Raw genomic sequence first — 21411 nt, forward strand, 5'->3', positions numbered from 1 at the left:
TCCGATCAGCGCCCTCGGGCGAGCAGGCCCCGGGGGCGGATCGAATGGACCGGCTCGGCCGCGCCGCCCTCGTCCCGCAGGATGTGGTTGGCCGCGAGGATGCCGGTGGCGGCGGAGCGCTCCATCAGCGCGCTGGGGAAGTCGGTGCGGATGCCGTCGCCGGCCAGGTAGAGCCGGTCGGCGTCGGTGCGGACACCGGGCCGCCCCGCGTGGCCGCCGGGTGGGAACGCGGGCGCCCGGGCCTCCACCCGGGCCCGCAGCTCGCGGATCCGCAGCCGCCCCGCCTCCGGCCAGAGGGGCCTCAGCTCGCGCCACATCCGTTCGGCCAGCTCCTCGGCGGGCACCTCCGGCTCGCAGGCGTACGCGTGCAGCTCGACCACCGCGCCGCCGTCGCGCGCCGCCCAGCGGCGGGACTCCGCCTCCAGCCGGTGGTAGAGCGTCACCGAGTCCAGGGTGGGCTGCCGGGACACCCCGCTGAAGACCGCCCGCCCGGGATCCACGTCCCCGGCACACCAGTAGCGGGCCACCGCGTACGGCGGACCGGGTCGGCCGAAGGCGGGCATTCGCGCTACCAGGTCGGGGGCGGCTTCGGTGAGGACGGGGGAGGCCGCGACCAGCGCGGCGAGGGCCGGTGGGTCGACGGCGAGCACGACGTGCCGGGCCTCGTACGCGCCGGCGGCGCTCACCACCCGCCAGCCGGTGGCGTCGCGGTGCAGCCCGGTGACCGCGGCCTCGGTGATGATCCGGCCGCCGTGCTGCTCGAGGTACCGGGTGAGGGGCTGCCAGATCGACGCCGCGTAGTCCGTCGTGGGGCAGTCGAAGGCCAGCCCCTCCGGGTTGCCCAGCAGGTAGAAGTGGAACTGGGCGATCATTTCGGCGGCGGACATCTCCGCCTCGTGATTGAAGAACGAGTGGGAGAAGACCTCGAAGAGCATCGCTCGGGCTCGGTCCGGCAGCCGGAGCGAGGTGAGCAGGGCGTCGGCGGTGGTGTCGTCGAACTCGGCGTACGTCTGGATCGGGTCGTAGCTGAGCAGCGGCAGCGCGGCGTCCCGGTTCATCGCGCGTAGGTCCCGCGGGCGGAGGCTGGGGCTGCGGAGCAGGAGGGCGAGTAGGTTCGCTGGCGCCGCGGGCGGCAGCCGCCCGAACTCCTCGGTGGGCCAGCGCGCGGACAGGACCGGGTAGCGCGGGATCTGCCGGAGGAAGCCCAGCGTCGGGTCGACCCGGCGGAGAATGTTTCGCCAGTTGTAGTACTGGCGGAAGAAGGCGTGGAACCCGTGTTCGTTGGTCCGGGTGCCGTCGGGCGAGGTCTCCGGCCACGCGCCGAGCCGCCCGCCGATGGTGGGGGCGGCTTCCAGGACGGTGACCGGCACTCCCCGTTCGGCCAGCACCACCGCTGCTGACATGCCGGCGATTCCGCCGCCGACCACCACGGTGGGTGCGGGGTGGGGTACGCGCGGTGAGCCTCCGTCGCCCTGCTCCACCACGTGTTCGCGGACGCCGAGCAGCCGACCCGCCAGTTGCGACAGCGTCATCGCCCCAGTCTGCCGGAGTCGGGCCGGGGCGGAGAATGGACGCGCGCTACTGATCCGTCGTAATCGTGATCAATGGGCTGCGCGAGGGCCGCCAGCTGTCTACTATGCGCCACATGACGGGGCCCTTCGATCGTGCGTGGTGGACCGGGCGGCGGCTCCGAGGCAACAGCGACGCCTGGACCCACTACGTGGTCTGTGGCCACGACGCGTTGGCGTACTGGGTGGTGAAGTCACTGCTCGGCACCGAGCCGCAGCTGGCCCGGATCCGGATCACGCTGGTGGTGCCGAGGCGGCAGCGGACGGACAGCCCGGACGGTCGAGATCTCGACGGCATCGAGGTCATTCAGGCTGACCGGCTCGACGAGGTGACATTCCGCGAGGCCCGGCTGGACCGGGCCGAGGGTTTGGCGCTGCTGCACCAGGACGATGTGGGCAACATGCACGCCGCGCTCTGCGCACAGGAGGTCCAGCCGAGCCTGCGGTTGGTGGTGCGGATGTTCAACACCAGCCTGGCCAACGGGGTACGACAGATCTTCCCCGACTCCGCGGTGCTCTCCGACGCCGCGATGGCGGCTCCGGCCTTCGTCGCCGCCGCGCTGGGTGAGGTCGCGCCGGCGCACTTCCGACACGGCGGGCGGACGCTCTACGTCGCCCGCCGCGTCGATCTTCGCGCTGAGGACGTCGTCTGCCCGGTGGCGGATACCCGCGACCCGCGGGAGGTCCGGGTCCTGCCCGCGGACGCGACCGCCGCCGACGTGGTGCTCGCCGAGGCGGCCGGTACGCCACCGGGAACCGAGGTGGCGGCACGCCGACTGCGCCGGTCCCGGCGGTGGCGGCGGCCGGTCACGATGCTGCTCCGGGCGGTCCGCGGCTTCGCCACCCGCCGGATCGGCATCGCCGTGATGGCGCTGCTGGCGGTGATCGTCGTGCTCGGCGGCCTCTACGCCAGCACCGCCGAGGTGAGCTGGGGGGAGGCGCTCTACCTGACCCTGGTCACCGCCCTGAGCGGGCAGGACCCGGACGCCGCCAAGCCGGTGGGCGAACAGGTCCTCCAGGTGGTCCTCAATCTCTCCGGGCTGGCACTGATCCCGTTGATCACCGCCGTGGTGGTGGACGGCCTCGTCAACGCCCGGCTGGCGCTGCACTCCGGGCGGCCCCTGACCGACCGTTCCGGGCACGTGGTCGTGGTCGGCCTCGGCAACATCGGGATGCGGGTGACCGCCCAGCTCCGCGATTTCGGAGTCGAGGTGGTCGCCATTGACAAGAACCCGGATGCGCGGGGTGCCGAGCTGGCCCGGCAGCTCGGCGTGCCGGTGGTGGTGGGGGACGCCTCCGCCGAGGAGATCCTGCGCGCCGCCTCGGTCGCTACCAGCCAGGCCCTCGTCGTGGTCTCCACCGACGACGGGGTGAATCTGCGGGCCGCGCTGACCGCCCGTTCTCTCAACGACGATGTTCAGGTGGTGCTGCGGCTCTTCGATGGGCACTTCGCCGAGCGCGTCCAGCGGTCCTTCGGTATCGGCGTCTCGCGAAGCGTGTCGTACCTGGCGGCGCCGTCGTTCGCCGGTGCCCTGCTGGACCGTGCCGTCATCGCCACCATCTCGGTCGGCCGGCACGCCCTGTTGGTCACCGAGGTCCCGGTCGCCGCCGGCTCCTCGCTCGAGGGTCAGCCCCTCGCCGCCGTCGGCCGGGCGGGGAGCGTCCGGCTCCTCGCCCATGCCCGCTCCGGCCAGCAGTACGAGTGGGAGTTTGACCACCGGCTAGTGATCATGGGCGGGGACCGGTTGACGGTGGTTGCCCGACGGGCCGGGCTGAATGCCCTGCTCCGTGCGACCGGCCCCCTCGATTCGGAGGTTTCCGCGCCGCCGGGGGCCGTTATGCCGCCGGCCGGCTCGTCCCCGGGGGCCGCGATGCCGCCGGCCGGCTCGTCCCCGGAGGCCGCGACGCCGCCGGCCGGCTCGTCCCCGGGGGCCGCGATGCCCCCGGGGGGCCCGCCACTGCCCCGGTCAGGGGAGCAGGACGGTTCGGTTGGTCAACAATCCGACTCTGCCGACTAACCCAGGTCCCGGAAGGCGCCAGCACCAGGGGATCGGCCCCTAGTGACTAGGCCGCTGGCCCGGGACCAGGGTTGTTCGGTCACCGTTCGGCTGGTCAGGAGGGGGCGCCGCTGAGGACCTCGACCGCACCGGTGTCGAGGGAGTAGTAGGCGCCGACGATGGCGAGTTCCTGCTTCGTCACGAGCGGGGCGAGGCCCGGGTTGGAGCGCAGTTCGTTCGCGACCAACTCGATCTGGGCTCGGACCATGGCATCGATCGGGTCGTCACCCCCGGTCTCAGCTACCTTTTCGTACGCCGGCTGCAGGGCCGTGACGATCTCTGCCAGGTGGCCGGGCAGCGTTTCGCCGTCACTGAGGGAGGCGTGCGCCGCCTTGACGGCGCCGCAACGTTGATGACCGAGGACCACGATGAGCGGAGTGCCGTTGGCCACCGGCCCGTATTCGACCGAACCGGTGACCACCGGGCTTACCACCTCGGCCCCGGTGCGGGTCGCGAAGAGGTCGCCCAGGCCGACGTCGAAGATGAGTTCCGGTGGTACCCGCGAGTCGATGCAGGAGAGGACCGCCGCGAAGGGCTTCTGCTCCTCGGCTACGGCCTGACGCCGGTCCGGGTCCCGGTTGGGGGCCTGCGGCTCGCCCTTTACCCACCGCTGGTTGCCCTCCATCAGCCGCTTGAGTGCTGCCGTGGGCGTGGTGGGCGTGGTGGGCGGCGCTTGGGTTGGCGCGCTGGTCGTTGCCGGCTGCGCCTCCGTCGATGAGCAGCCCGCGAGCGTGGCTACGGTGCCGACCAGCGCGCCGGAGAGCAACGCCCGCCGATTCGGGCGTACAACTCTATTCATTAATTTCCCCTGAACTGGTTTATAGTAATACTCTCACCTTTAGCGGTGGAATTATACGTTGAAGGCCCCAGAGACGGACAAGCAGGCGTATTCTCCGGCTTCCGCGGGTGGCAGGTGGTGGGGCGCTCAGCCCCGCCACGGACCGCAGGTCCGGCGCCGCGCCAGCACGCGACCGCGGACCGGATCAGTTCGTGCGCGCGGAGGTCCGCCTCCGGTGGTCCTGGTCGATCCGCCGGGGCAGCGGAATGTCATCCCAGGGCACCCGGTGCAGCACCCGGTCCAGCAGGAGGCCGAGCAGCAGCCCGGCGACCGAGTCGGTCAGCCAGTGCCAGCCCAGGTACAGGGTCGTGGCGAACACCACCAGGGGCGGGACGACCCGTACCGCGACGGCGAGCCGGGGTGGCAACGTGCGCCCGTACGTCTTCAGTAACTGGGCGAGGAGCAGGACGATCACGCCCCACCAGATGATCGTGTTGACGACGTGCCCGGACGGGTAGGAGCGGGTGAACTGCAGCGCCAACTCGTGCTGGAAGAGCGGCAGGGTCTGCTCCGGCGCGAGGAAGGGTTCTTTCACGCTCGCGCTGGGCGCGGGCCGGGCCGTCGTCACCTTGAGCCCGCCGACGACGAGGTAGATCAGGATGACCCCGGCGACCGGTGGCAGCAGTGGGCGGGCGGAGCGGACCCGCACCGCGAGCAGAACGCCGAGCCCGACCGCGACCAGGGTCAGCGGGCCGCCCTGACCGAGGTAGTTGAGGCTGAAGGCGACCCAGTACGCGGCGGTCGGGCGGTGCGCGTCCGACCAGTCGGCCACCGCCCGGTCGAGGCCGAAGAGGTAGCCGGCGGTGAGGGCGGCGGTCAGGGCCACCAGGCCGGCGAGGAGCAGCCCGTCGAACCACCAGCCAGCCGGGCGGACCGGCCGGAGCCGTACCGCTCGCCACCTGGTCATTGCCTGCCGCATCTCGGCCACGCTACCGGCCCGTTCGGCCCCCGGCCCGGTCCGGGTGGCTGTGTGCCGAACCACGCGGGGAGGCGTTCCGGCGGGGGAGGGCGCAAACTGGAGTGCGTGCGGATCACCTCGGCTCTCGTTGACCCGGCGCTGCTCGACCTGCCCTGGTCGACCCCGCTGGTGGAGTGGCCGGCGCAGCACCTGGTGGCGCTGCCGCAGGGCATCTCTCGACATGTTGTCCGGTTCGTCCGGCTCGGCGGTTACGTGTACGCGGTCAAGGAGACCGGCGAGCGGGTGGCCGAGCGAGAGTACGACCTGCTGCGGGCCCTGGAACGGATCGACTTCCCAACGGTGGAGGCGGTGGCGATCGTCGCCGACCGGCAGACCGAGGCCGGGGAACCGCTGGACCCGGTGTTGATCACCCGGCACCTTCAGTTCTCCCTGCCCTACCGGGCGCTCTTCTCGCACACGCTGCGCCCGGAGACGATGGAGCGACTCCTCGACGCGTTGGCCGCGCTGCTGGTCCGGATGCACCTGACCGGCTTCTTCTGGGGCGACTGCTCGCTGTCGAACACCCTCTTCCGTCGGGACGCGGGCGCGTTCGCCGCCTACCTGGTGGACGCGGAGACCGGGGTGCTGCACCGCTCGTTGTCGAACGGGCAGCGCGGTGAGGACTTGGAGATCGCCCGGGTGAACATCTTCGGGGAGGCGTTGGATCTGCAGGCGGCCGGGCTGCTGCACGAGTCGATCGACCCGGAGGCGGTGTGCGAGGAGGTCGTGCGGCGCTACGAGCGGCTGTGGCATGAGATCACCTACGAGCAGCAGATCGAGCGGGAGGCGCGGCACGACATCGAGGGCCGGATCCGCGGGCTCAACGAGCTGGGCTTCGACGTCGCTGAGATCGCCGTGTCGACGATCGACGACGGGCGTTATCTGGTGCGGCCGAAGGTGGTGGACGCCGGCTACCACACCCGGCGGCTGCTTCGCCTGACCGGCCTGGACGCGGAGGAGAACCAGGCGCGTCGGCTCCTCAATGACCTGGACGCCTACCGGGCCGAGAGCGACCTGGCCGACGAGCAGCAGGCGGCACACCGCTGGCTGACCGAGGTCTTCGAGCCGGTGGTCCGCGCCGTGCCGGCGCACCTGCGCCGCAAGCTGGAACCGCAGGAGATCTTCGCGCAGATCATCGAGCACAAGTGGCTGCTCTCCCAGCGGGCCGGCCGGGACGTTGGCATGGCCCCGGCGGTGCAGTCGTACCTCGGGGACGTGTTGGCGCACCGCCCCGACGAGCAGGCGGTGCTCGGGGTGGAGATCCCGCCCCCGAGCTGACCGGCGGTGCGCACCGCCGTGGACCGATGCGGCCCGCTCGGCCCAGTCAGTCCAGCCAGGTGCCGGCGCGCATCACCCGGACCACGTTCAGGTCGTCGTCGAGCACCACCAGGTCCGCTCGGAGGCCGGGCTGGAGGGCGCCGACCCGATCGCCGAGACCGATCGCCTGGGCGGGCGTGGTGGCCACCATCCGGGCCGCCTCCGGGACGGCGACGCCGGTGCCGACCGCGTGCCGGAAGGCGGCATCCATGGTCAGCGTGCTGCCGGCGACCGCCCCGTCGCGGGCGAGCCGGGCCACGCCGGCGGTAACGGTGACCCGCTGCCCGCCCAGCTCGTACTCGCCGTCGGGCTGACCGGCGGCGGCCATCGCGTCGGTGACCAGGGCGGTCCGCTCCACACCGGCGGTGGTGGTGGCGAAGGCGAGCATGCCGTCGTGCAGGTGCACCCCGTCGGCGACCAGTTCGCAGACCACGGTGGGGGCTTCCAGCAGGGCGATCACCGGTCCCGGCTCCCGGTGGTGCACCGGGCGCATCCCGTTGAACAGGTGGGTGGCGACGCTCGCGCCGGCGGCGATGGCGTCCCGGGTCTGCTGGTACGTGGCATCGGTGTGGCCGATCGCCGGGACCACGCCGTGGGCGGTGAGTAGCTTGATCGCGGCGGTCGCTCCCTCGCGCTCCGGGGCGAGGGTGACCATCCGGATCGTTCCCTGGCCCAGCTTCAGCAGCTCGGTCAGCTCCTCGGTGGAGGGGTCGCGCAGGTACGCCGGGTTCTGCGCCCCGCACCGGGCGGCGGAGAGGTACGGGCCCTCGAAGTGAATCCCGGCGAGCACCCCTTCGGCGACCAGCGGCCGAAAGGCGGTGGTGGCGGTGCGCATCAGCGCGAACGGCGAGCTCACCAGGCTGGCCAGCAGGGTGGTGGTGCCGTGCCGGAGGTGGAAGCCGGCGGCGGCCCGGGCCTCGTCGGTGTCTCCGGTGGTGAAGGTGTGTCCACCGCCGCCATGGGTGTGGATGTCTACGAATCCGGGGAGGATCCAGTGTCCGTCCCGCCCGGACGGGTACTCGGCGACCGCGGTGATCTGCTCGTCGTTGATCTCTACGCAGCCCTGGTGGATCACCCCGGCGGGGGTCACCACCCGACCGGTCACCCGTACCGTCATTGCTTCTCCAGGCTGTCGAGGGCGAGCAGGGCGGCGCCGATGCAGCCCGCCTCGGCGCCGAGGGCCGCCGGGACCAGCCGTGGCTCGCGGTGGAAGGTCATCCGGTCGTGTAGCGCGGCCCGCAGCGGGTCGAGCAGCTGGGCGCCGGCCCGGGCCAGCCCGCCGCCGAGCACGACCGTCTCCACGTCGAAGAGCGCCTGGCCGGTGGCGAGGCCGTCGGCGAGGGCCGCGACCGCCTCCGCCCAGACCTGCTGGGCCAGCCGGTCCCCGGCGGCGGCGCGGGCGGCCACCTCGGCCGCGCTCGGCCCGGGTGTGCTGCCGGTCAGCTCCGCGTAGCGGCGGGCGACCGCCGAGGCGGACGCGATCGCCTCCAGACAGCCGGCCTGCCCGCAGCCGCAGCGCGGCCCACCGGGACGGACCAGGATGTGGCCGAGCTCCCCGGCGGCGCCGTGCGCGCCGACGGCGGCCGTTCCGTCGACCACGTGGGCGGCGGCGATGCCGGTGCCGATGGCGACGAAGAGGACGTGTCGGTCGGTCTGGCCGGCGCCGAGGCGCGCTTCGGCGATGCCGCCGACGCGGACGTCATGGCCGAGTATCGCCGGCATCCCGAGCCGGGTCGTGGCCAGGGCCCGCAGCGGCACGTCGCGGAAGCCGATGTTGGACGACCAGATCGCCACCCCCGCCGCTTCGTCGATGACGCCGGGGACGGCGAGGCCGAGCGCCACCGGAGTGAGCCCTTCCCGGCGGGCGGTGTCCGCCAGGCCCTCGGCCACGTCGAGGATGGTGTCGACCACGGCCGCCGGACCACGGGCGGCCTGGGTCGGGTGGTGTTCGGTGCGCGCGACGGTGCCGTCCCGGTGGACCAGGGCGCACTTCATGCCGCTGCCGCCGACATCGATCGCGACCACGACTTGCTGCCGGTCGGGTGCGCCGTCCGGAGCGCTCAGTTTCCCGCTGCTCATGCCAGCACCACGGAGCGGGCGAGGTGCCGTGGTGCGTCGGGGTCGAGGCCGCGGCTGGTGGCGAGCGTGACGGCGAAGCGCTGCGCCAGGATCAGGTCGGCCATCGGGTCCATCGGGGTACGACCGGCGGCCCAGTTTCCGATCACGCTGCGGCACCCGTGGGTGCGGCTGTGTACGAAGGCGGCACCGGTGGCCGCCACATCCTCGGCAAGCCCTTCGGGCAGGTCACCGAAGGCCCAGACCAGCCGGCCTGGCGCGGCGACGGAGATCGGGCCGTGCCGGTAGTCCATGGCCGGGTACGCCTCGGCCCAGAAGGTGGCGGCCTCGCGGCACTTCAGCGCCGCCTCGTGGGCCAACCCGACGGTCCATCCCCGGCCGAGGAAGGTGACCTGTTCGATCTGGGCGGGGTCGATCGGTAGGGGGGCGCGTACCGCCACCTCGGCGTCGGCGGAGAGCGCGGTGATGTTGTCGCCTAGGTGGGCGCGGAGCAGGGCCAGCGCGGTCGTCGCGAATCGGGTCTGCACCACCGCGCGTTCGTCGGCGAAGGCCAACGGCACCGTGGCGTCGGCCAGGTCGGCGGCGAGGGCGGCGGGGTCACCGACCAGGACGGTGGTGGGCAGCACTCCGCGGAGCGCGGCGAGCAGCTCGGTCACCTCGGTGGTGGTGCCGGAGCGGGTGATCGCGATCAGCCGGTCGTAGCGGCGGCCGGTGGGAAATTCGCTGGCCTGGAAGGCGTCGGTCTCGCCGTGGCCGGCGTGCTCGCGGCGGGCGGCGTAGGCCATCGCCATGAACCAGGAGGTGCCGCAGCCCACGACGGCGACTCGCTCGCCGGGTTGGGGCAGTTGGTCGGCCACCGAGGTGGCCAGCCGTGCCGCGGTCCGCCAGCAGTCGGGTTGACTCGCGATCTCCATGTCGACGTACGACATCAGGGTTCTCCAGAGCGTGCGCATTTTGGCTCGTTAGGCCCGGCTTTCGCGCGCTATTGTGCGCCGATTTGGGCGGTGGTGGCAACCAGGCCGGGGATCGAGCAGACCCGGCGTTGCCTTTACCTAGTTTCGCGCACTATTGTGCACGCACAATCACCAATCGTGCAGCCGCTGGAGGGCTCGGGGTGGACCGGTACGCGAGATGGAACGCCCTGCTCGAGATGCTGACCGACAGTGGTCGGGTCAGTGTCGAGGGGGCCGCCGAGCGCTTGGCCGTCTCGCAGGCCACCATCCGCCGGGACTTCGACCAGCTCGCCCAGCAGCAGATGATCACGCGTACCCGGGGTGGGGCGGTCGCCAACGGCGTCTCGTACGACTTGCCGCTGCGGTACAAGTCCGCGAAGCACTCGGCCGAGAAGCAGCGGATCGGCGCGGCAGCCGCGGCGCTGGTGGCCCCGGGCACGGTGGTCGGCCTCAACGGCGGCACCACCAGTACCGAGGTGGCGCGAGCGCTGGCCGTACGGCCGGATCTGAACACCAGCGCCGAGGGCGCCCAGCTCACCGTGGTCACCAACGCCCTCAACATCGCCAACGAGCTGCTGGTCCGGTCCCGGATGAAGGTCGTGGTGGCCGGTGGGGTGGTGCGACCCAAGTCGTTCGAGCTGGTCGGCCCGCTGGGCGGGGCCCTGCTGCGCGAGGTCACCCTGGATGTGGCCCTGCTCGGGGTGGACGCGGTTGACCCGCAGCTCGGTGCCGCCGCCCACCATGAGGGGGAGGCGGCGATGAACAGCCTGATGGTGGCGCGGGCGAAGCGGGTGGTGGTGATCGCCGACTCCTCCAAGCTGGGTGGCCACGCCTTCGCCCGGATCTGTCCGGTGGACCGGATGGAGACTCTGGTCACGGACTCCGGTGCGGCACCCGAGGTGGTCGACGCCTTCCACGCGGCCGGCGTGCGGGTGGTCTGCGCCTGAACCACCCGAGCGGGCCTCCTTCGCCGCTTTTCGACGCGATGCGCGGATTAGCTATTGCGTAAAAGATAGTACCGCGTACTGTGTTGTCAGTGCCGCCAAACGGGGGAGGTGCAGCTTGACGGCTGTCCTGGAGATAGAAGGTTTGCAAAAGTCCTATCGAAGCCGAAGGCGCGGCACCCGCAACGCGCTCGACGGCTTCGACATGCGGGTGGAGGCGGGCCAGGTGCACGGCTTCCTCGGCCCGAACGGGTCGGGTAAGACAACCACCCTTCGTACGCTGCTCGGGCTCATCCGGCCCGACGGCGGTCGGATGAGACTGCTCGGCCACGAGGTCCCGGCCGACCTGTCCGCGGTCGCCGGTCAGGTCGGCGCGATCGTGGAGAGCCCGCAGTTCTTCCCACACTTCACCGCCCGGGACACCCTGTCCCTGCTGGCCACCGCGGGCCAGGTCCGCTCCACCCGGATCGACGAGGTGCTGGAGCTGGTGGGGCTGCGAGACCGGTCCCGGGAGCGGGTGAAGACCTACTCGCTCGGCATGAAGCAGCGGCTGGCCGTCGCCTCCGCCCTGTTGAAGGAGCCGCGACTGCTGATCCTGGATGAGCCCGCCAACGGGCTCGACCCCGGTGGCATCCGGGAGATGCGGACGTTGGTGCGGAACCTGGCCGAAGCGGGCACCACGGTGCTGCTCTCCAGCCACATCCTCGCCGAGATCCAACTGATCTGTGATTCGGTCACGATCATCTCGTTGGGTCGCCGGGTCGCGTTCGGCCCGGTGGAGAAGGTGCTGGCGACCCACTCGGCCGGCACCGTCCGGGTACGCCTGGAAGTGGTGGCAGACCTGCCGGCGGCGAGTGAGGCGCTGACCCGGGCCGGGTTCCGCGTCACCCGGGAACCAGACCACCTGCTGCTCGCCGGGGTGGAGCAAGCCGCCATGGTGACCCGCCTCCTCGCCGGTCAGGGCCTGTACGTCAGCGAGCTGGTCTGGGTCGAGGCCGACCTGGAGAGTGTCTTCCTCGAGCTGACCGCCACCGCGCCGGCCCCCGGCCAGAGCCGGCAGGTCGACCAGTCGGCACGGCCTACTCCGGTGGGTCAGGGCAGCACAGGAGGGTGGGGCGCGTGAGTCTCTATCGTGCGGAGCTACGCCGGCTGGTGCTGCGGCGCCTCACCCGCTGGGCGACCGTGCTGGGCCTGGCGGTGCTGGCAACCGTGGCCGTCGGGGTCTTCTTGTCGAATCAGAAGATCGACGACGCGGCCTGGGCCAAGGCCGAGGTGGCCGCCGAGCAGGACTGGCAGCAGCAGGTGCGGCAGACCGAAGAGTTTCGGGCCGAGTGCGAGCAGGCGGCGGCCCAGGGCGACCAGTCGGATCGCTTCCCCCCGGACTGCTCCCACATCTCGCCCCCACCCCCGGACGCCTTCCCGGCGGAACAGTACCTACCGAGCACCTTCGAGTTTCGGGCCAGCTTCGGCCAGACGTTGACCGCGGTGGGGGCGATCCTGGCCCTGGTCGGTTTCGTGGTCGGCTCCTCCTTCGTGGGCGCCGAGTGGAACACCGGCGGCATGATGACCATGCTGTTGTGGCGGCCGAAGCGGGTGACGGTCCTGCTCACCAAGCTGGCCGCCCTGCTCACCGGGCTGCTGGCGTTGGCGGTGACCACGATGCTGCTCTGGTTCGGCAGCTTCTGGCTGATCGCCACCACGCGTGGCAGCACCGAGGGGATGACCGCCGGTGCCTGGCAGTCCTTCGCCCTGACCGGCCTGCGTGGCACGGTGCTCGCCCTGGTCGCCGCTGCTCTCGGCTTCGGGCTGGCCTCGCTCGGCCGGCACACCGCGATGGCGCTGGGCGGCGCGGTCGGGGTGACGGTGGTCGGGCAGTTCGGTCTCGGAGTGCTGCTCAGCCTGACCGGAGCGAAGTTCATCGGGGCATGGATGCTCCCCACCTACGTGCAGGCCTGGGTGGAGAAGGAGGTCGTCCTCCGGGACTTCCAGGTGTGCCGGGTCAGCCCCTATGGTTGCGAACCGGAAACCCTGACCCTCACCTGGCAGCACTCGTCCGGGCTACTCGTGGCGGGGCTGGTGCTCGTCCTCGGCGGTGCGTGCTGGGCGATGCGTCGGCGAGACATCTCCTGATGTCGCCTCGCCGCTCGGCCGGCCGTCTCGTGCGGCTGGCCGAGCGGCGCACTAGGCTGAGGCATCCCCGGGTCGGCCGTACCGAGCCGACCGCCCCCGCGAGGAGGGTCATGCCGCCCGACACCGCCCCGACCGCCGCCGAACCCTCCGGCGACGGGCGACCTGGCGATGGACGCGGGCGCTCCGTCGTACCACCGCCCCGGCCGGTGCCCGAGGTGGAGGCCGTCGCGTCCGCCGACCTTGAGCCGGACGTCGCGGAGGCCGACGGCGGTGCGCCGTTGGGCGCCGCCCCGTCGGGGGACGGCGTCGGCTCGACCGTCGAACTGACCGGGCGGGAGCGGGACATCCTCGACTTCGAGCGGCAGTGGTGGCGGCATCCGGGCGCCAAGGAGCAGGCCATCCGGGACCGGTTCGGCTGCACCGCCACCCGCTACTACCAGCTGTTGAACGGGTTGCTGGACAACCCGGCGGCCCTGGCTGCCGAGCCGCTCCTGGTGGGGCGGCTGCGTCGCCTGCGCTCGGCCCGAGCCCGCGACCGACGTCGCTGAGGAGCCGGCCCACGGCCGGCCCCTGCGGCTGGATCAGCGCTTTTCGTGCATGCGCAGGCCGTTGCCGATGGCGAAGAAGGTCGGAGCCCACTCGCCGATGAAGATCCCCCAGCGGTCGGCGCGAGCCATGCCCGCTCGCTCCAGATGCTTCGAGAGGAACCAACTGCCAAAAGACAGGCCAATGCTAATGAAACCCGCGAGATAGGCGTGCTCGGCTCGGAGGCCGGTCTCGTGTAGGCGCTGCAACATCCGCGATCCCCCTGTCGCAAAAGTCGGCTCGTGCCACGGAAGCCCGGCGGGCCACCAGTGCCGACGCTACCTGCTGCCGTGGCACGGGACGGAGAAACCAGCAACAGAGGGTGAGGATGGTTCGGGTAGGGCCAACTGGCCGATCTCTTCGTCCGGATCGTCAGTCCGCCCCGTTTGAGCTGGACGCTCGCCGATGAGCCCGGCAGACTCCCGGACGTGGCGGGTGACGTGCGGTTGGAGCCGGTTAGTGAACACAACCTCGAATCGTTGCTCTCCGTAGCTGCTGCGGAGGCGGATCCGACCGATGTTATGCCGCCGGTCGAAGCCCCGGCCGGCTGGTCGCAGGCCCGGCGGGAGGCGTTCCGCGAGTTCCACCGGGCCAGCTTCGCCGGGTTGCCGGGCCCGACCCGCACCCGGATGTACGCCGTCCTAGCCGCCGGCGAGGTCGTCGGGGTGATCCGGATGACCCGCTGCGCCGAGCCGGAGGCGGTCGAAACCGGGCTGTGGCTGGGGCGTTCGGCGCGGGGCCGGGGGATCGGAGCGGCCGCGCTCCGGGAACTACTCCACAAGGCCGCCGCGGCCGGCATGCGCCGGGTGGTCGCGGCGACCACCTCCGACAACCGGGGTGCGCTCTCCGTGCTCACCAACTGCGGCGCGCGGCTGCGCGAAGCGGACGGCCAGGTCCACGCCGAGCTGTCGCTGGACGCCACGCCGAAGGATCACTGACGTTTCTTCGCGTACTCGGCCAGCCAGGCGACCTGGGCCGGGTCCAGGGAGGGGCGTACGCGGGTGCGGGCGACGGCGACGTGGGCGGTGGTCACCGTCGCCGCGGCGAGTGATTCGCGCATCGCGGCGAGCGCCGCCTCCCGGACCAGCGCCGCGCAGTCCGCGGCGGAGAAGCCGTCCAGGTCCCCGGCGAGCGCGCCGAGATCCACCTCCGGCGCGAGCGGCACGGTGCGCGACGCCGCCCGCAGGATCTCCGCGCGGCCCGCCTCGTCCGGCGGCGGGACGTAGACCAGCCGCTCCATCCGGCCGGGGCGCAGGAGAGCCGGGTCGACCAGGTCCGGCCGGTTGGTCGCACCGACCACAACCACGTTGCGTAGGGACTCCACTCCGTCCAGTTCGGTGAGGAGGGCGGCCACCACCCGGTCGGCCGTACCGCCGTCGGTGGCCTGACCGCGTACCGGCGCCAGCGCGTCCACCTCGTCCAGGAAGACCAGCGTCGGCGCGGCCTCACGGGCCCGGCGGAACAGCTCACGCACCGCGCTCTCGCTCTCGCCCACCCACTTCGACAGCAGCTCGGCGCCCTTCACCGAGAGCACGTTCGCCCGGCCGGAACCGGCCAACGCGGTCACCAGGTACGTCTTGCCGCAGCCCGGCGGGCCGTAGAGCAGGACCCCGCGGGGCGGCTGCACCCCCAGCCGCGCGAAGGTGTCCGGATAGGTGAGGGGCCACAACACCGACTCGGTCAGGGTCTGCTTGACCTCGGCCAAGTCCCCCACGTCGTCGAGGGTCACCGACGCCAGCTTCAGGGTTGACGCGGCCATCGTGGTCGGGCGGACCACCGCCAGCGCCGCGTGCAGGTCGGCCATTGTCATGCGGGGCTGCTCGACCGTCTTCTGCCGCAGGGCGGCCCGGACCCCCGCCTCGCGGACCAGCGCGGCCAGGTCGGCGGCGACGAAACCGGGGGTACGCGCCGCGACCTCGTCCAGCCGTACGTCCTCGGCCAGCGGCACCGGTCGGGTCAGCACCCCGAGCTGCTCCCGGCGCCCGGCGGCGTCCGGCAGCGGGACGCTGACCCGCAGCGGGAGCAGGTCCGGGGTACGCAGGGCGGGGTCCACGGCGTCGAGGCGGCTGGTGGTGCAGACGACGGCGGCCCCGGCCGCGACGATCTCGGCCACCACCTGGCGGAAGACGGTGGCGACCGGGCCGGGCGCGGCGGCCGGGGCGAGCGCCTCCACGTCGGTGACCAGCAGGACGGCCGGTCCGTCGGCACGTACCGCGGCGGCGGCGGACCGCAGCCGCTCGGCGGCGGCCGGGTTGGTCAACGCGGCGAGTTCCGGCCCCCAGAGCGGCCGAACCCGCGCACCGAGCCGGGTGGCGACCGCGCGCACCAGCGCGGACTTGCCGGACCCGGCCGGGCCGTCGAGGAGTACGCCGAGCGCCACCGTGGTGCCGAGTCGGCGCAGCACCGCACCGTGGTGGAAGCCGAGGTCGAGCAGTTCGGTCAGCTCCTCGGCCTGGGCGTGCAGCCCGGGTAGCTCCTCCACTGTGGGCGCCGCCGGCTCGGCCGTCTCTGCTGGCTCGGCCGTCTCCGCCGGCTGGGTATCCCGTGCCCCGGCGGGCGCGGCGGTCCGGGGCAGGGGTGAGCCCTCGGCAGGGGAGAGTGCCGGGGAAGCCACCAGGTCTTGGGCGGCCGGGGTCGCGGGGTCGTGGGTGGCGGGGCCGTGCTCCCACCCGACGGCGGTCTCCATCGTGACCAGCGCCGCCGACGCCGGTGCGGCGGCGGTGACGGTGAGCAGGGTGCTGGTCCAGGCGTAGCCGACCCGGTTGGCCAGGCTCTGCCGGGCCGCCGTCAGGAGGCCACGCAACGCCGGGCCGGGCAGCGCCGTTGGGGGCAGCGCCTCCTCGGGCGTCGCCGCCGGGGGCGGCAGCTCCTGCGGCAGCAGCGAGACGTCGTCGCCGGTGGTGACCACCTTGCCGAGTAACGCGAGCCGGAGCAGTTCCGGGGAGATTGCCGCAGCCACCTGTGGTGCGCCGGTGAGCACCACCCGGGCGGCGGCGGTGACTGGGGTCGGGCCGACGGTGACCTCGCCGCCGTCGCGCAGGCCGAGGTTGCCCAGGGTCAGGTCATCGGCGTACAGCAGCCCGGGGGTGGCCTCCGGCTCACTCGCCGCGGCCCGCGCGGCGGTGACCCGCCGACCGGCCAGCCGGACGGGGTCGCCGGGGCGGATTCCGAGCGCGGTGAGCACTTCCGGGTGCAGCCGCACGACGCCCCGGCGGGCGTCCAGCGCGGCTGGCGCTCGGCTGGCGGTGAGTACGAGCTCCGGTCCCCCCACCCACCGAACCCTAGCCGGTACGCGGAAGGGGTCTCGGTAGCCGCCGCGGTTCGCCACCTCCCGCTTTGCCGGCTTGGCAAAGACGTTTGCGGTCCTGCGTCGTACTGCCGGAGGGTGGCACTTCCGTGATTTGGTGATCGGCAGAGGAACCTGTGATGACTGACTTGGACGCCATCTTCAACGTTGACTACTGGGACGAGCGATACAGCGCCGCCGGGCCGGTGTGGAGCGGCGACCCCAACCCCGTGCTCGTCGAGGAGGTCGCCCCCCTTGCCCCCGGTACGGCCCTGGAGGTGGGCTGCGGCGAGGGCGCGGACGCCATCTGGCTGGCCGGAAACGGCTGGCAGGTCACCGGCGTGGACTTCTCCGCGCAGGCCCTCGCCCGGGCGGCCGAGCGGGTACCCGCCGCCCTGGCCGGGCGACTGCGGTGGGAGCGGGCGGACATTCGCGACTGGCAGCCCGACGACGGCCCCCGTTATGACCTGGTAGCCGCGTCCTACCTGCACTTCTTCGGGGCGCTGCGGCGGCGGGTGTTCGCCACGCTGGCCACCCGGGTGGCCCCGGGTGGCCACCTGCTGATCGTCGGGCACCACCCCAGCGATCTGGGCACCGCCATGCGCCGACCGCCGGAGCCCGACCTGTTCTACACGGCCGACGAGTTGGCGCAGGACCTGCCCGCCGGGGACTGGGAGGTGCGTACCCGGGCGGCCCGTCCGCGCGCCGCCACCACACCGGACGGCACGCCGGTGACCATCCACGACACCGTGCTCACCGCCCGCCGCACCCGCTGACGCCGGCAGCGCCGGGCCGGTGCCCCGACCCGGCGCCCAGCCGGCGCCCTGACCTGGCGCCCAGCGCCGACAGTGGTGCGTTCTGTGTTCACTCAGGCAATCCTCAGCTTTCCCCCCGTAGCGTGTGCCGCATGAGATCGCCGTCACCGGCCGCGTGGATCCGGCGCGCCCTGCCCACCCGTCGGCGTGCGCTGGCCGTGGCGGCGGTGGTCGTCGTCCTGCTCGCCGCCGGAGTCGCCGGTACGCTGCGGCCCGCCGAGCCGGACCTGCGCACCGAGGCGGCGCTGATCACCGTCCGGTCCGGGCCGACCGGCGATGAGCCGGTCGAGCTGGACACCACGCTGTACCTGCCCCCCGCCGCGGCCGCCGACGCCCCGGTGCCGGCGGTGCTGCTCGGGCACGGCTTCGGCGGCACCAAGGAGTCGGTCCGCGCCGACGCCGAGGAGTTCGCCGGCCGTGGGTACGCGGTGCTGACCTGGACCGCGCGGGGCTTCGGCCGCAGCGGCGGGCAGATCCACCTGGACCACCCGGACTACGAGGTCCGCGACGCGCAGCGCCTGCTGGACTGGCTGGCCGCCCGGCCCGAGGTCGTCACCGACGCCGCCGGGGACCCACGGGTGGGCGTGGTCGGCGGCTCCTACGGCGGCGCGCTGGCGCTGCTGCTCGCCGCGCAGGACCAGCGGGTCGACGCGATCGTGCCGATGATCACCTGGAACGACCTAGCCCGCTCCTTCCTGCCGGAACAGAGCGGCGAAGGGCCGGAGCAGGGGGTGTTCAAGAAGGGCTGGGCCGGGCTCTTCTTCGGCAGCGGCGGCAACTCCGGTCCCGCCCCCCTCGGTGGCTCCGGCCCGGCCGGCGGCCTCGCCCCCGGTGGCGGTTCCGTGCCGGGCGGCTCCCTCCCGGAGAACGCGGCCACCACGGCCGGGGCCGTTGACCCGTCCTGCGGGCGGTTCGCCGCCGACGTGTGCGCCGCGTACCTGCGGATCTCCACCACCGGGCGCGCCGACCCGGCCGCCGTGGCACTGCTGCGCCGCTCCAGCCCGGCCGGGAAGCTCGACCGGGTCGAGGCGCCGACGCTGCTGGTGCAGGGGGCGGCCGACACCCTCTTCCCGCTCACCGAGGCGGACGCGAACGCCCGGGAAATCGCCGCGACCGGCACCCCCGTCCAGGTGGCCTGGTTCACCGGCGGGCACGACGGCGGCGACGGCCCGAAGACCGACTCGGACCGGGTGCGGCACCTGACCGCGCGGTGGCTCGACCACTACGTCAAGGGCGAGGGCGTGGCCCCCGCCGACGACTTCACCTTCTCCCGGATCGCCGGATTCGACGCCCTCGACCGGGGTCTGGTCGCCAGCGGCTTCCGCGCCACCGGCTACCCGGGCGTAGACGGCACCGGCCAGCAGCCGGTGTCGGTGAGCGGTCCCGCGCAGTCCATCGCCAACCCGCCGGCCGGCAACCCGGCCGCGATCTCGTCGGTGCCCTTCGCCGGGGAGCTCTCGTCGCTGCTCGACGGGGTCGCCGGGGACATCCCCGGCCAGCACGCCCGGTTCGAGTCCGCACCGCTGCCGGCGGCGGTGGACGTGGTCGGCGCGCCGACCATCTCCATCCGGGCCGCGTCCCCGACCGGCACGGCCGTACTCTTCGTCAAGCTCTACGACGTCGCCGGTGACGGGTCAGCGACCCTGCCGAACGGGCTGGTCGCGCCGATCCGGCTGGAGGGGCTAGCGGCGGCCGTCGAGGACGCCGAACCGGTCACCGTCACCCTGCCGGCGATCGTCCGCCGGATCGAGGCCGGGCACCGGCTGCGGGTCGTGGTGGCGACCTCCGACCAGGCGTACGCCACCCCGGTCGAACCGGCCGTCTACAGCGTGGCCCTGGCGAGCGGGGCGGTCACCCTGCCCACGGTTGCCAGCGAGCCGATCCCCACCGACGCCGTGGTCTGGCGCTGGGTACTCGCCGGGCTGCTCGCCACGATCGTGGTCGGGCTCGTCGTGGTCGTCGCCGTCCTCCGCCGCCGGCACCGGCGTCGGGAGAGCCGGGTCCACCCGGCGTACGAGGGCGTCCCGCTCGCCGTCCGGGAACTGCGCAAGGAGTACGCGGACGGCTTCGTCGCCGTCTCCAACGTCGACTTCGAGGTGCACCCCGGGCAGGTGGTGGGCCTGCTCGGCCCGAACGGCGCGGGCAAGACCACCACGCTGCGGGTGCTGATGGGGCTGACCCAGCCGACCGCCGGCGAGGTCTACGTGTTCGGGCACCGGCTGGTGCCGGGAGCCCCGGTGCTGTCCCGGATTGGAGCCCTGGTGGAGGGCCCCGGCTTCCTGCCGCACCTGTCCGGGCAGGACAACCTGAAGGCGTACTGGCGGGCGACCGGGCGGCCGTGGGCGGACGCGCACTTCGACGAGGCGTTGGAGATCGCCGGGCTGGGCACCTCGGTGCACCGGAAGGTGCGGACCTACAGCCACGGCATGCGGCAGCGCCTGGCGATCGCGCAGGCGATGCTCGGCCTGCCGGAGCTGCTGGTGCTCGACGAGCCGACGGACGGCCTGGACCCGCCGCAGATCGCCGAGATGCGCCGGGTCCTGCGGCGGTACGCCACCGGCGGCCGGGCGGTGCTGGTCTCCAGCCACCTGCTCGCCGAGGTGGAGCAGACCTGCACCCACGCGGTGGTGGTGACCAAGGGGCAGATCGTCGCGTCCGGCCCGGTCGAGGAGATCGTCGGCGAGTCGCCGAGCGTCCTGCTGGAGGTCACCGACCCGGTGGCCGCGCGGGAGGTGCTGGACCGGCTGGCGGGCGTCTCGGTGCTGCCCGACGGTGACGGGCAGCTCGTGGTGGACACCAACGGCACCGCCCGCAGCGAGGTGGTCGCCGAGCTGGTGCGGGCCGGCATCGGGGTGGACCGGGTGGTGCCCCGGCGGCGCCTGGAGGACGCGTTCCTGGCCCTGGTCGGCGAGAACTCTCGGGGAAGCGGGGATCGATGATGGCGCAGACGACGGTCGAGCCCGGCGCGGGCGACTCCGGCGGCACCCCGTCCGGTGCGGCGGCGGGCTACCGGCCCTTCGCCACGCTGCCGTTCGGGGCCGAGTTCCGGCGGCAGGCGTCGCGGCGGCGGACCCAGCTCGCGCTGGGCTTCATGGTGCTGCTGCCGCTGATCATCCTGATCGCGTTCCAGTTTGACTCGGGCGACGACGACAACGGGCGCGGCGAGTTCGGCAGCCTGGTCGAGTTCGCCACCTCCGGCGGACTGAACTTCACCCTCTTCGCCCTTTTCGTCTCCGCGTCGTTCCTGCTGGTGGTCGTGGTGGCGCTGTTCTGCGGCGACACGGTGGCCAGCGAGGCAAGCTGGGGCAGCCTGCGCTACTTGCTCGCCGTGCCGGTGCCGCGGGCCCGACTGCTCGCGGTAAAACTGCTGGTGGCGCTCACCTACTCGGCGCTGGCGCTGCTCCTGCTCGCCGGCACCGCGCTGCTGCTCGGCACCCTGCGCTACGGGTGGGGCCCGCTGCGCAGCACGGTCGCCGCCGAGCTGGAGCCGGGGGAGGGGCTGCTGCGGCTGCTGGCGGTGCTCGGCTACCTGGCCGTCGTACTGCTGGTGGTGGCGGGTCTGGCCGTGCTGCTGTCGGTGTCGACGGACGCCGCGTTGGGCGCGGTCGGTGGGGCGGTGCTGCTCTGGATCCTGTCCAGCATCCTCGACCAGATCACCGCCCTCGGCGTGCTGCGGGCCTTCCTGCCGACGCATTACAGCACCGCCTGGCTGGGACTGCTGTCGACACCGATCCAGACCGACGACGTGGTCCGGGGAGCGATCTCGGCGATCAGCTACGCGACGCTCTTCTGGGGCCTGGCCTTCTGGCGCTTCACCCGCAAGGACGTCGTGTCCTAACGGCACGCGGGTGCGCTCGGTACACCGCGCTCAACTCCCAGTGGCA

The 21411-nt window shown here is 72.9% G+C and carries 18 protein-coding genes; 10 read left to right on the plus strand and 8 right to left on the minus strand.

The window, feature by feature from the left end:
• Window positions 1-5 precede the first annotated feature (5 nt).
• Window positions 6-1532: an FAD-dependent oxidoreductase gene (locus SALPAC2_RS0118005; protein WP_018218030.1), complete on the minus strand. Its 1527-nt coding sequence runs from the start codon at window positions 1530-1532 to the stop codon at window positions 6-8.
• Between the two features lie 113 nt (window positions 1533-1645).
• On the opposite strand from SALPAC2_RS0118005, the gene SALPAC2_RS0118010 reads away from it, so the two are divergent.
• Complete coding sequence (locus tag SALPAC2_RS0118010; protein ID WP_018218031.1) at window positions 1646-3586, plus strand: NAD-binding protein; 1941 nt, start codon at window positions 1646-1648, stop codon at window positions 3584-3586.
• Window positions 3587-3680: 94 nt separating this feature from the next.
• Here the strand turns inward: SALPAC2_RS0118010 and SALPAC2_RS0118015 are convergent, their stop codons facing one another.
• Together SALPAC2_RS0118015 and SALPAC2_RS0118020 are read right to left on the minus strand one after the other, a co-directional pair.
• Entirely contained in the window at window positions 3681-4250 is a 570-nt protein-coding gene (locus SALPAC2_RS0118015) for a carbonic anhydrase (RefSeq protein WP_026184856.1), read from the minus strand.
• Between the two features lie 358 nt (window positions 4251-4608).
• Complete coding sequence (locus SALPAC2_RS0118020; RefSeq protein WP_018218033.1) at window positions 4609-5445, minus strand: phosphatase PAP2 family protein; 837 nt, start codon at window positions 5443-5445, stop codon at window positions 4609-4611.
• A 42-nt stretch (window positions 5446-5487) separates the two neighbouring features.
• On the opposite strand from SALPAC2_RS0118020, the gene SALPAC2_RS0118025 reads away from it, so the two are divergent.
• Complete coding sequence (locus SALPAC2_RS0118025; protein WP_018218034.1) at window positions 5488-6699, plus strand: DUF4032 domain-containing protein; 1212 nt, start codon at window positions 5488-5490, stop codon at window positions 6697-6699.
• Window positions 6700-6745: 46 nt separating this feature from the next.
• Here SALPAC2_RS0118025 and nagA read toward each other — a convergent pair whose 3' ends face one another.
• Genes nagA through SALPAC2_RS0118040 form a run of 3 tightly spaced genes read right to left on the minus strand, consistent with a single transcriptional unit; the run spans window position 6746 to window position 9743 of the window.
• Window positions 6746-7855: an N-acetylglucosamine-6-phosphate deacetylase gene (gene nagA, locus SALPAC2_RS0118030; RefSeq protein WP_018218035.1), complete on the minus strand. Its 1110-nt coding sequence runs from the start codon at window positions 7853-7855 to the stop codon at window positions 6746-6748.
• Window positions 7852-8817 (minus strand): ROK family protein, encoded by a 966-nt coding sequence (locus SALPAC2_RS0118035; RefSeq protein ID WP_018218036.1) that lies wholly within the window; start codon window positions 8815-8817, stop codon window positions 7852-7854. Before SALPAC2_RS0118035 ends, nagA begins: the two co-directional genes overlap by 4 nt.
• Complete coding sequence (locus tag SALPAC2_RS0118040) at window positions 8814-9743, minus strand: SIS domain-containing protein (protein ID WP_018218037.1); 930 nt, start codon at window positions 9741-9743, stop codon at window positions 8814-8816. The genes SALPAC2_RS0118035 and SALPAC2_RS0118040 overlap by 4 nt, the downstream gene beginning before the upstream one ends.
• 185 nt (window positions 9744-9928) lie before the next feature.
• Between SALPAC2_RS0118040 and SALPAC2_RS0118045 the strand changes: the two genes are divergently transcribed.
• The 4 genes from SALPAC2_RS0118045 to SALPAC2_RS0118060 all read left to right on the plus strand — a co-directional run bounded on the left by SALPAC2_RS0118045 (window position 9929) and on the right by SALPAC2_RS0118060 (window position 13389).
• Window positions 9929-10714: a DeoR/GlpR family DNA-binding transcription regulator gene (locus SALPAC2_RS0118045; RefSeq protein ID WP_018218038.1), complete on the plus strand. Its 786-nt coding sequence runs from the start codon at window positions 9929-9931 to the stop codon at window positions 10712-10714.
• Between the two features lie 142 nt (window positions 10715-10856).
• Window positions 10857-11834, plus strand: coding sequence for an ATP-binding cassette domain-containing protein (locus SALPAC2_RS0118050; protein WP_263404659.1), 978 nt, complete (start codon window positions 10857-10859; stop codon window positions 11832-11834).
• Window positions 11831-12841, plus strand: a complete 1011-nt coding sequence (locus SALPAC2_RS0118055; RefSeq protein WP_018218040.1) for an ABC transporter permease subunit — start codon at window positions 11831-11833, stop codon at window positions 12839-12841. Before SALPAC2_RS0118050 ends, SALPAC2_RS0118055 begins: the two co-directional genes overlap by 4 nt.
• A gap of 110 nt (window positions 12842-12951) precedes the next feature.
• Window positions 12952-13389, plus strand: coding sequence for a DUF3263 domain-containing protein (locus SALPAC2_RS0118060; RefSeq protein WP_018218041.1), 438 nt, complete (start codon window positions 12952-12954; stop codon window positions 13387-13389).
• 33 nt (window positions 13390-13422) lie between these two features.
• Here the strand turns inward: SALPAC2_RS0118060 and SALPAC2_RS0118065 are convergent, their stop codons facing one another.
• Window positions 13423-13638, minus strand: a complete 216-nt coding sequence (locus tag SALPAC2_RS0118065) for a hypothetical protein (RefSeq protein ID WP_018218042.1) — start codon at window positions 13636-13638, stop codon at window positions 13423-13425.
• 216 nt (window positions 13639-13854) lie between these two features.
• Here SALPAC2_RS0118065 and SALPAC2_RS0118070 point away from each other — a divergent pair, with 216 nt between their 5' ends.
• Window positions 13855-14364: a GNAT family N-acetyltransferase gene (locus SALPAC2_RS0118070; RefSeq protein ID WP_018218043.1), complete on the plus strand. Its 510-nt coding sequence runs from the start codon at window positions 13855-13857 to the stop codon at window positions 14362-14364.
• Here the strand turns inward: SALPAC2_RS0118070 and SALPAC2_RS0118075 are convergent.
• On the minus strand, window positions 14358-16697 hold the full coding sequence (locus SALPAC2_RS0118075; RefSeq protein ID WP_018218044.1) for an AAA family ATPase: 2340 nt from the start codon (window positions 16695-16697) through the stop codon (window positions 14358-14360). The genes SALPAC2_RS0118070 and SALPAC2_RS0118075 overlap by 7 nt on opposite strands.
• A 155-nt stretch (window positions 16698-16852) precedes the next feature.
• Between SALPAC2_RS0118075 and SALPAC2_RS0118080 the strand changes: the two genes are divergently transcribed.
• From SALPAC2_RS0118080 to SALPAC2_RS0118090, 3 genes are all read left to right on the plus strand, one after another.
• Window positions 16853-17488, plus strand: coding sequence for a class I SAM-dependent methyltransferase (locus SALPAC2_RS0118080; RefSeq protein WP_018218045.1), 636 nt, complete (start codon window positions 16853-16855; stop codon window positions 17486-17488).
• A gap of 131 nt (window positions 17489-17619) precedes the next feature.
• On the plus strand, window positions 17620-20466 hold the full coding sequence (locus tag SALPAC2_RS0118085) for an alpha/beta fold hydrolase (RefSeq protein WP_018218046.1): 2847 nt from the start codon (window positions 17620-17622) through the stop codon (window positions 20464-20466).
• On the plus strand, window positions 20466-21365 hold the full coding sequence (locus SALPAC2_RS0118090) for an ABC transporter permease (RefSeq protein WP_018723815.1): 900 nt from the start codon (window positions 20466-20468) through the stop codon (window positions 21363-21365). The genes SALPAC2_RS0118085 and SALPAC2_RS0118090 overlap by 1 nt, the downstream gene beginning before the upstream one ends.
• Window positions 21366-21411: the final 46 nt, after the last annotated feature.

The sequence above is a fragment of the Salinispora vitiensis genome, assembly GCF_000378825.1.
In the GTDB taxonomy this organism is placed as follows: Bacteria; Actinomycetota; Actinomycetes; order Mycobacteriales; family Micromonosporaceae; genus Micromonospora; species Micromonospora vitiensis.

Bases quoted from the DNA above. Each gene is read 5' to 3' on its own strand.
- SALPAC2_RS0118005 (WP_018218030.1), bottom strand. From the start codon at position 1,532: ATGACGCTGTCGCAACTGGCGGGTCGGCTGCTCGGCGTCCGCGAACAC.
- SALPAC2_RS0118010 (WP_018218031.1), top strand. From the start codon at position 1,646: ATGACGGGGCCCTTCGATCGTGCGTGGTGGACCGGGCGGCGGCTCCGA.
- SALPAC2_RS0118015 (WP_026184856.1), bottom strand. From the start codon at position 4,250: ATGGAGGGCAACCAGCGGTGGGTAAAGGGCGAGCCGCAGGCCCCCAAC.
- nagA (WP_018218035.1), bottom strand. From the start codon at position 7,855: ATGACGGTACGGGTGACCGGTCGGGTGGTGACCCCCGCCGGGGTGATC.
- SALPAC2_RS0118035 (WP_018218036.1), bottom strand. From the start codon at position 8,817: ATGAGCAGCGGGAAACTGAGCGCTCCGGACGGCGCACCCGACCGGCAG.
- SALPAC2_RS0118040 (WP_018218037.1), bottom strand. From the start codon at position 9,743: ATGTCGTACGTCGACATGGAGATCGCGAGTCAACCCGACTGCTGGCGG.
- SALPAC2_RS0118060 (WP_018218041.1), top strand. From the start codon at position 12,952: ATGCCGCCCGACACCGCCCCGACCGCCGCCGAACCCTCCGGCGACGGG.
- SALPAC2_RS0118065 (WP_018218042.1), bottom strand. From the start codon at position 13,638: ATGTTGCAGCGCCTACACGAGACCGGCCTCCGAGCCGAGCACGCCTAT.
- SALPAC2_RS0118080 (WP_018218045.1), top strand. From the start codon at position 16,853: ATGACTGACTTGGACGCCATCTTCAACGTTGACTACTGGGACGAGCGA.
- SALPAC2_RS0118085 (WP_018218046.1), top strand. From the start codon at position 17,620: ATGAGATCGCCGTCACCGGCCGCGTGGATCCGGCGCGCCCTGCCCACC.
- SALPAC2_RS0118090 (WP_018723815.1), top strand. From the start codon at position 20,466: ATGGCGCAGACGACGGTCGAGCCCGGCGCGGGCGACTCCGGCGGCACC.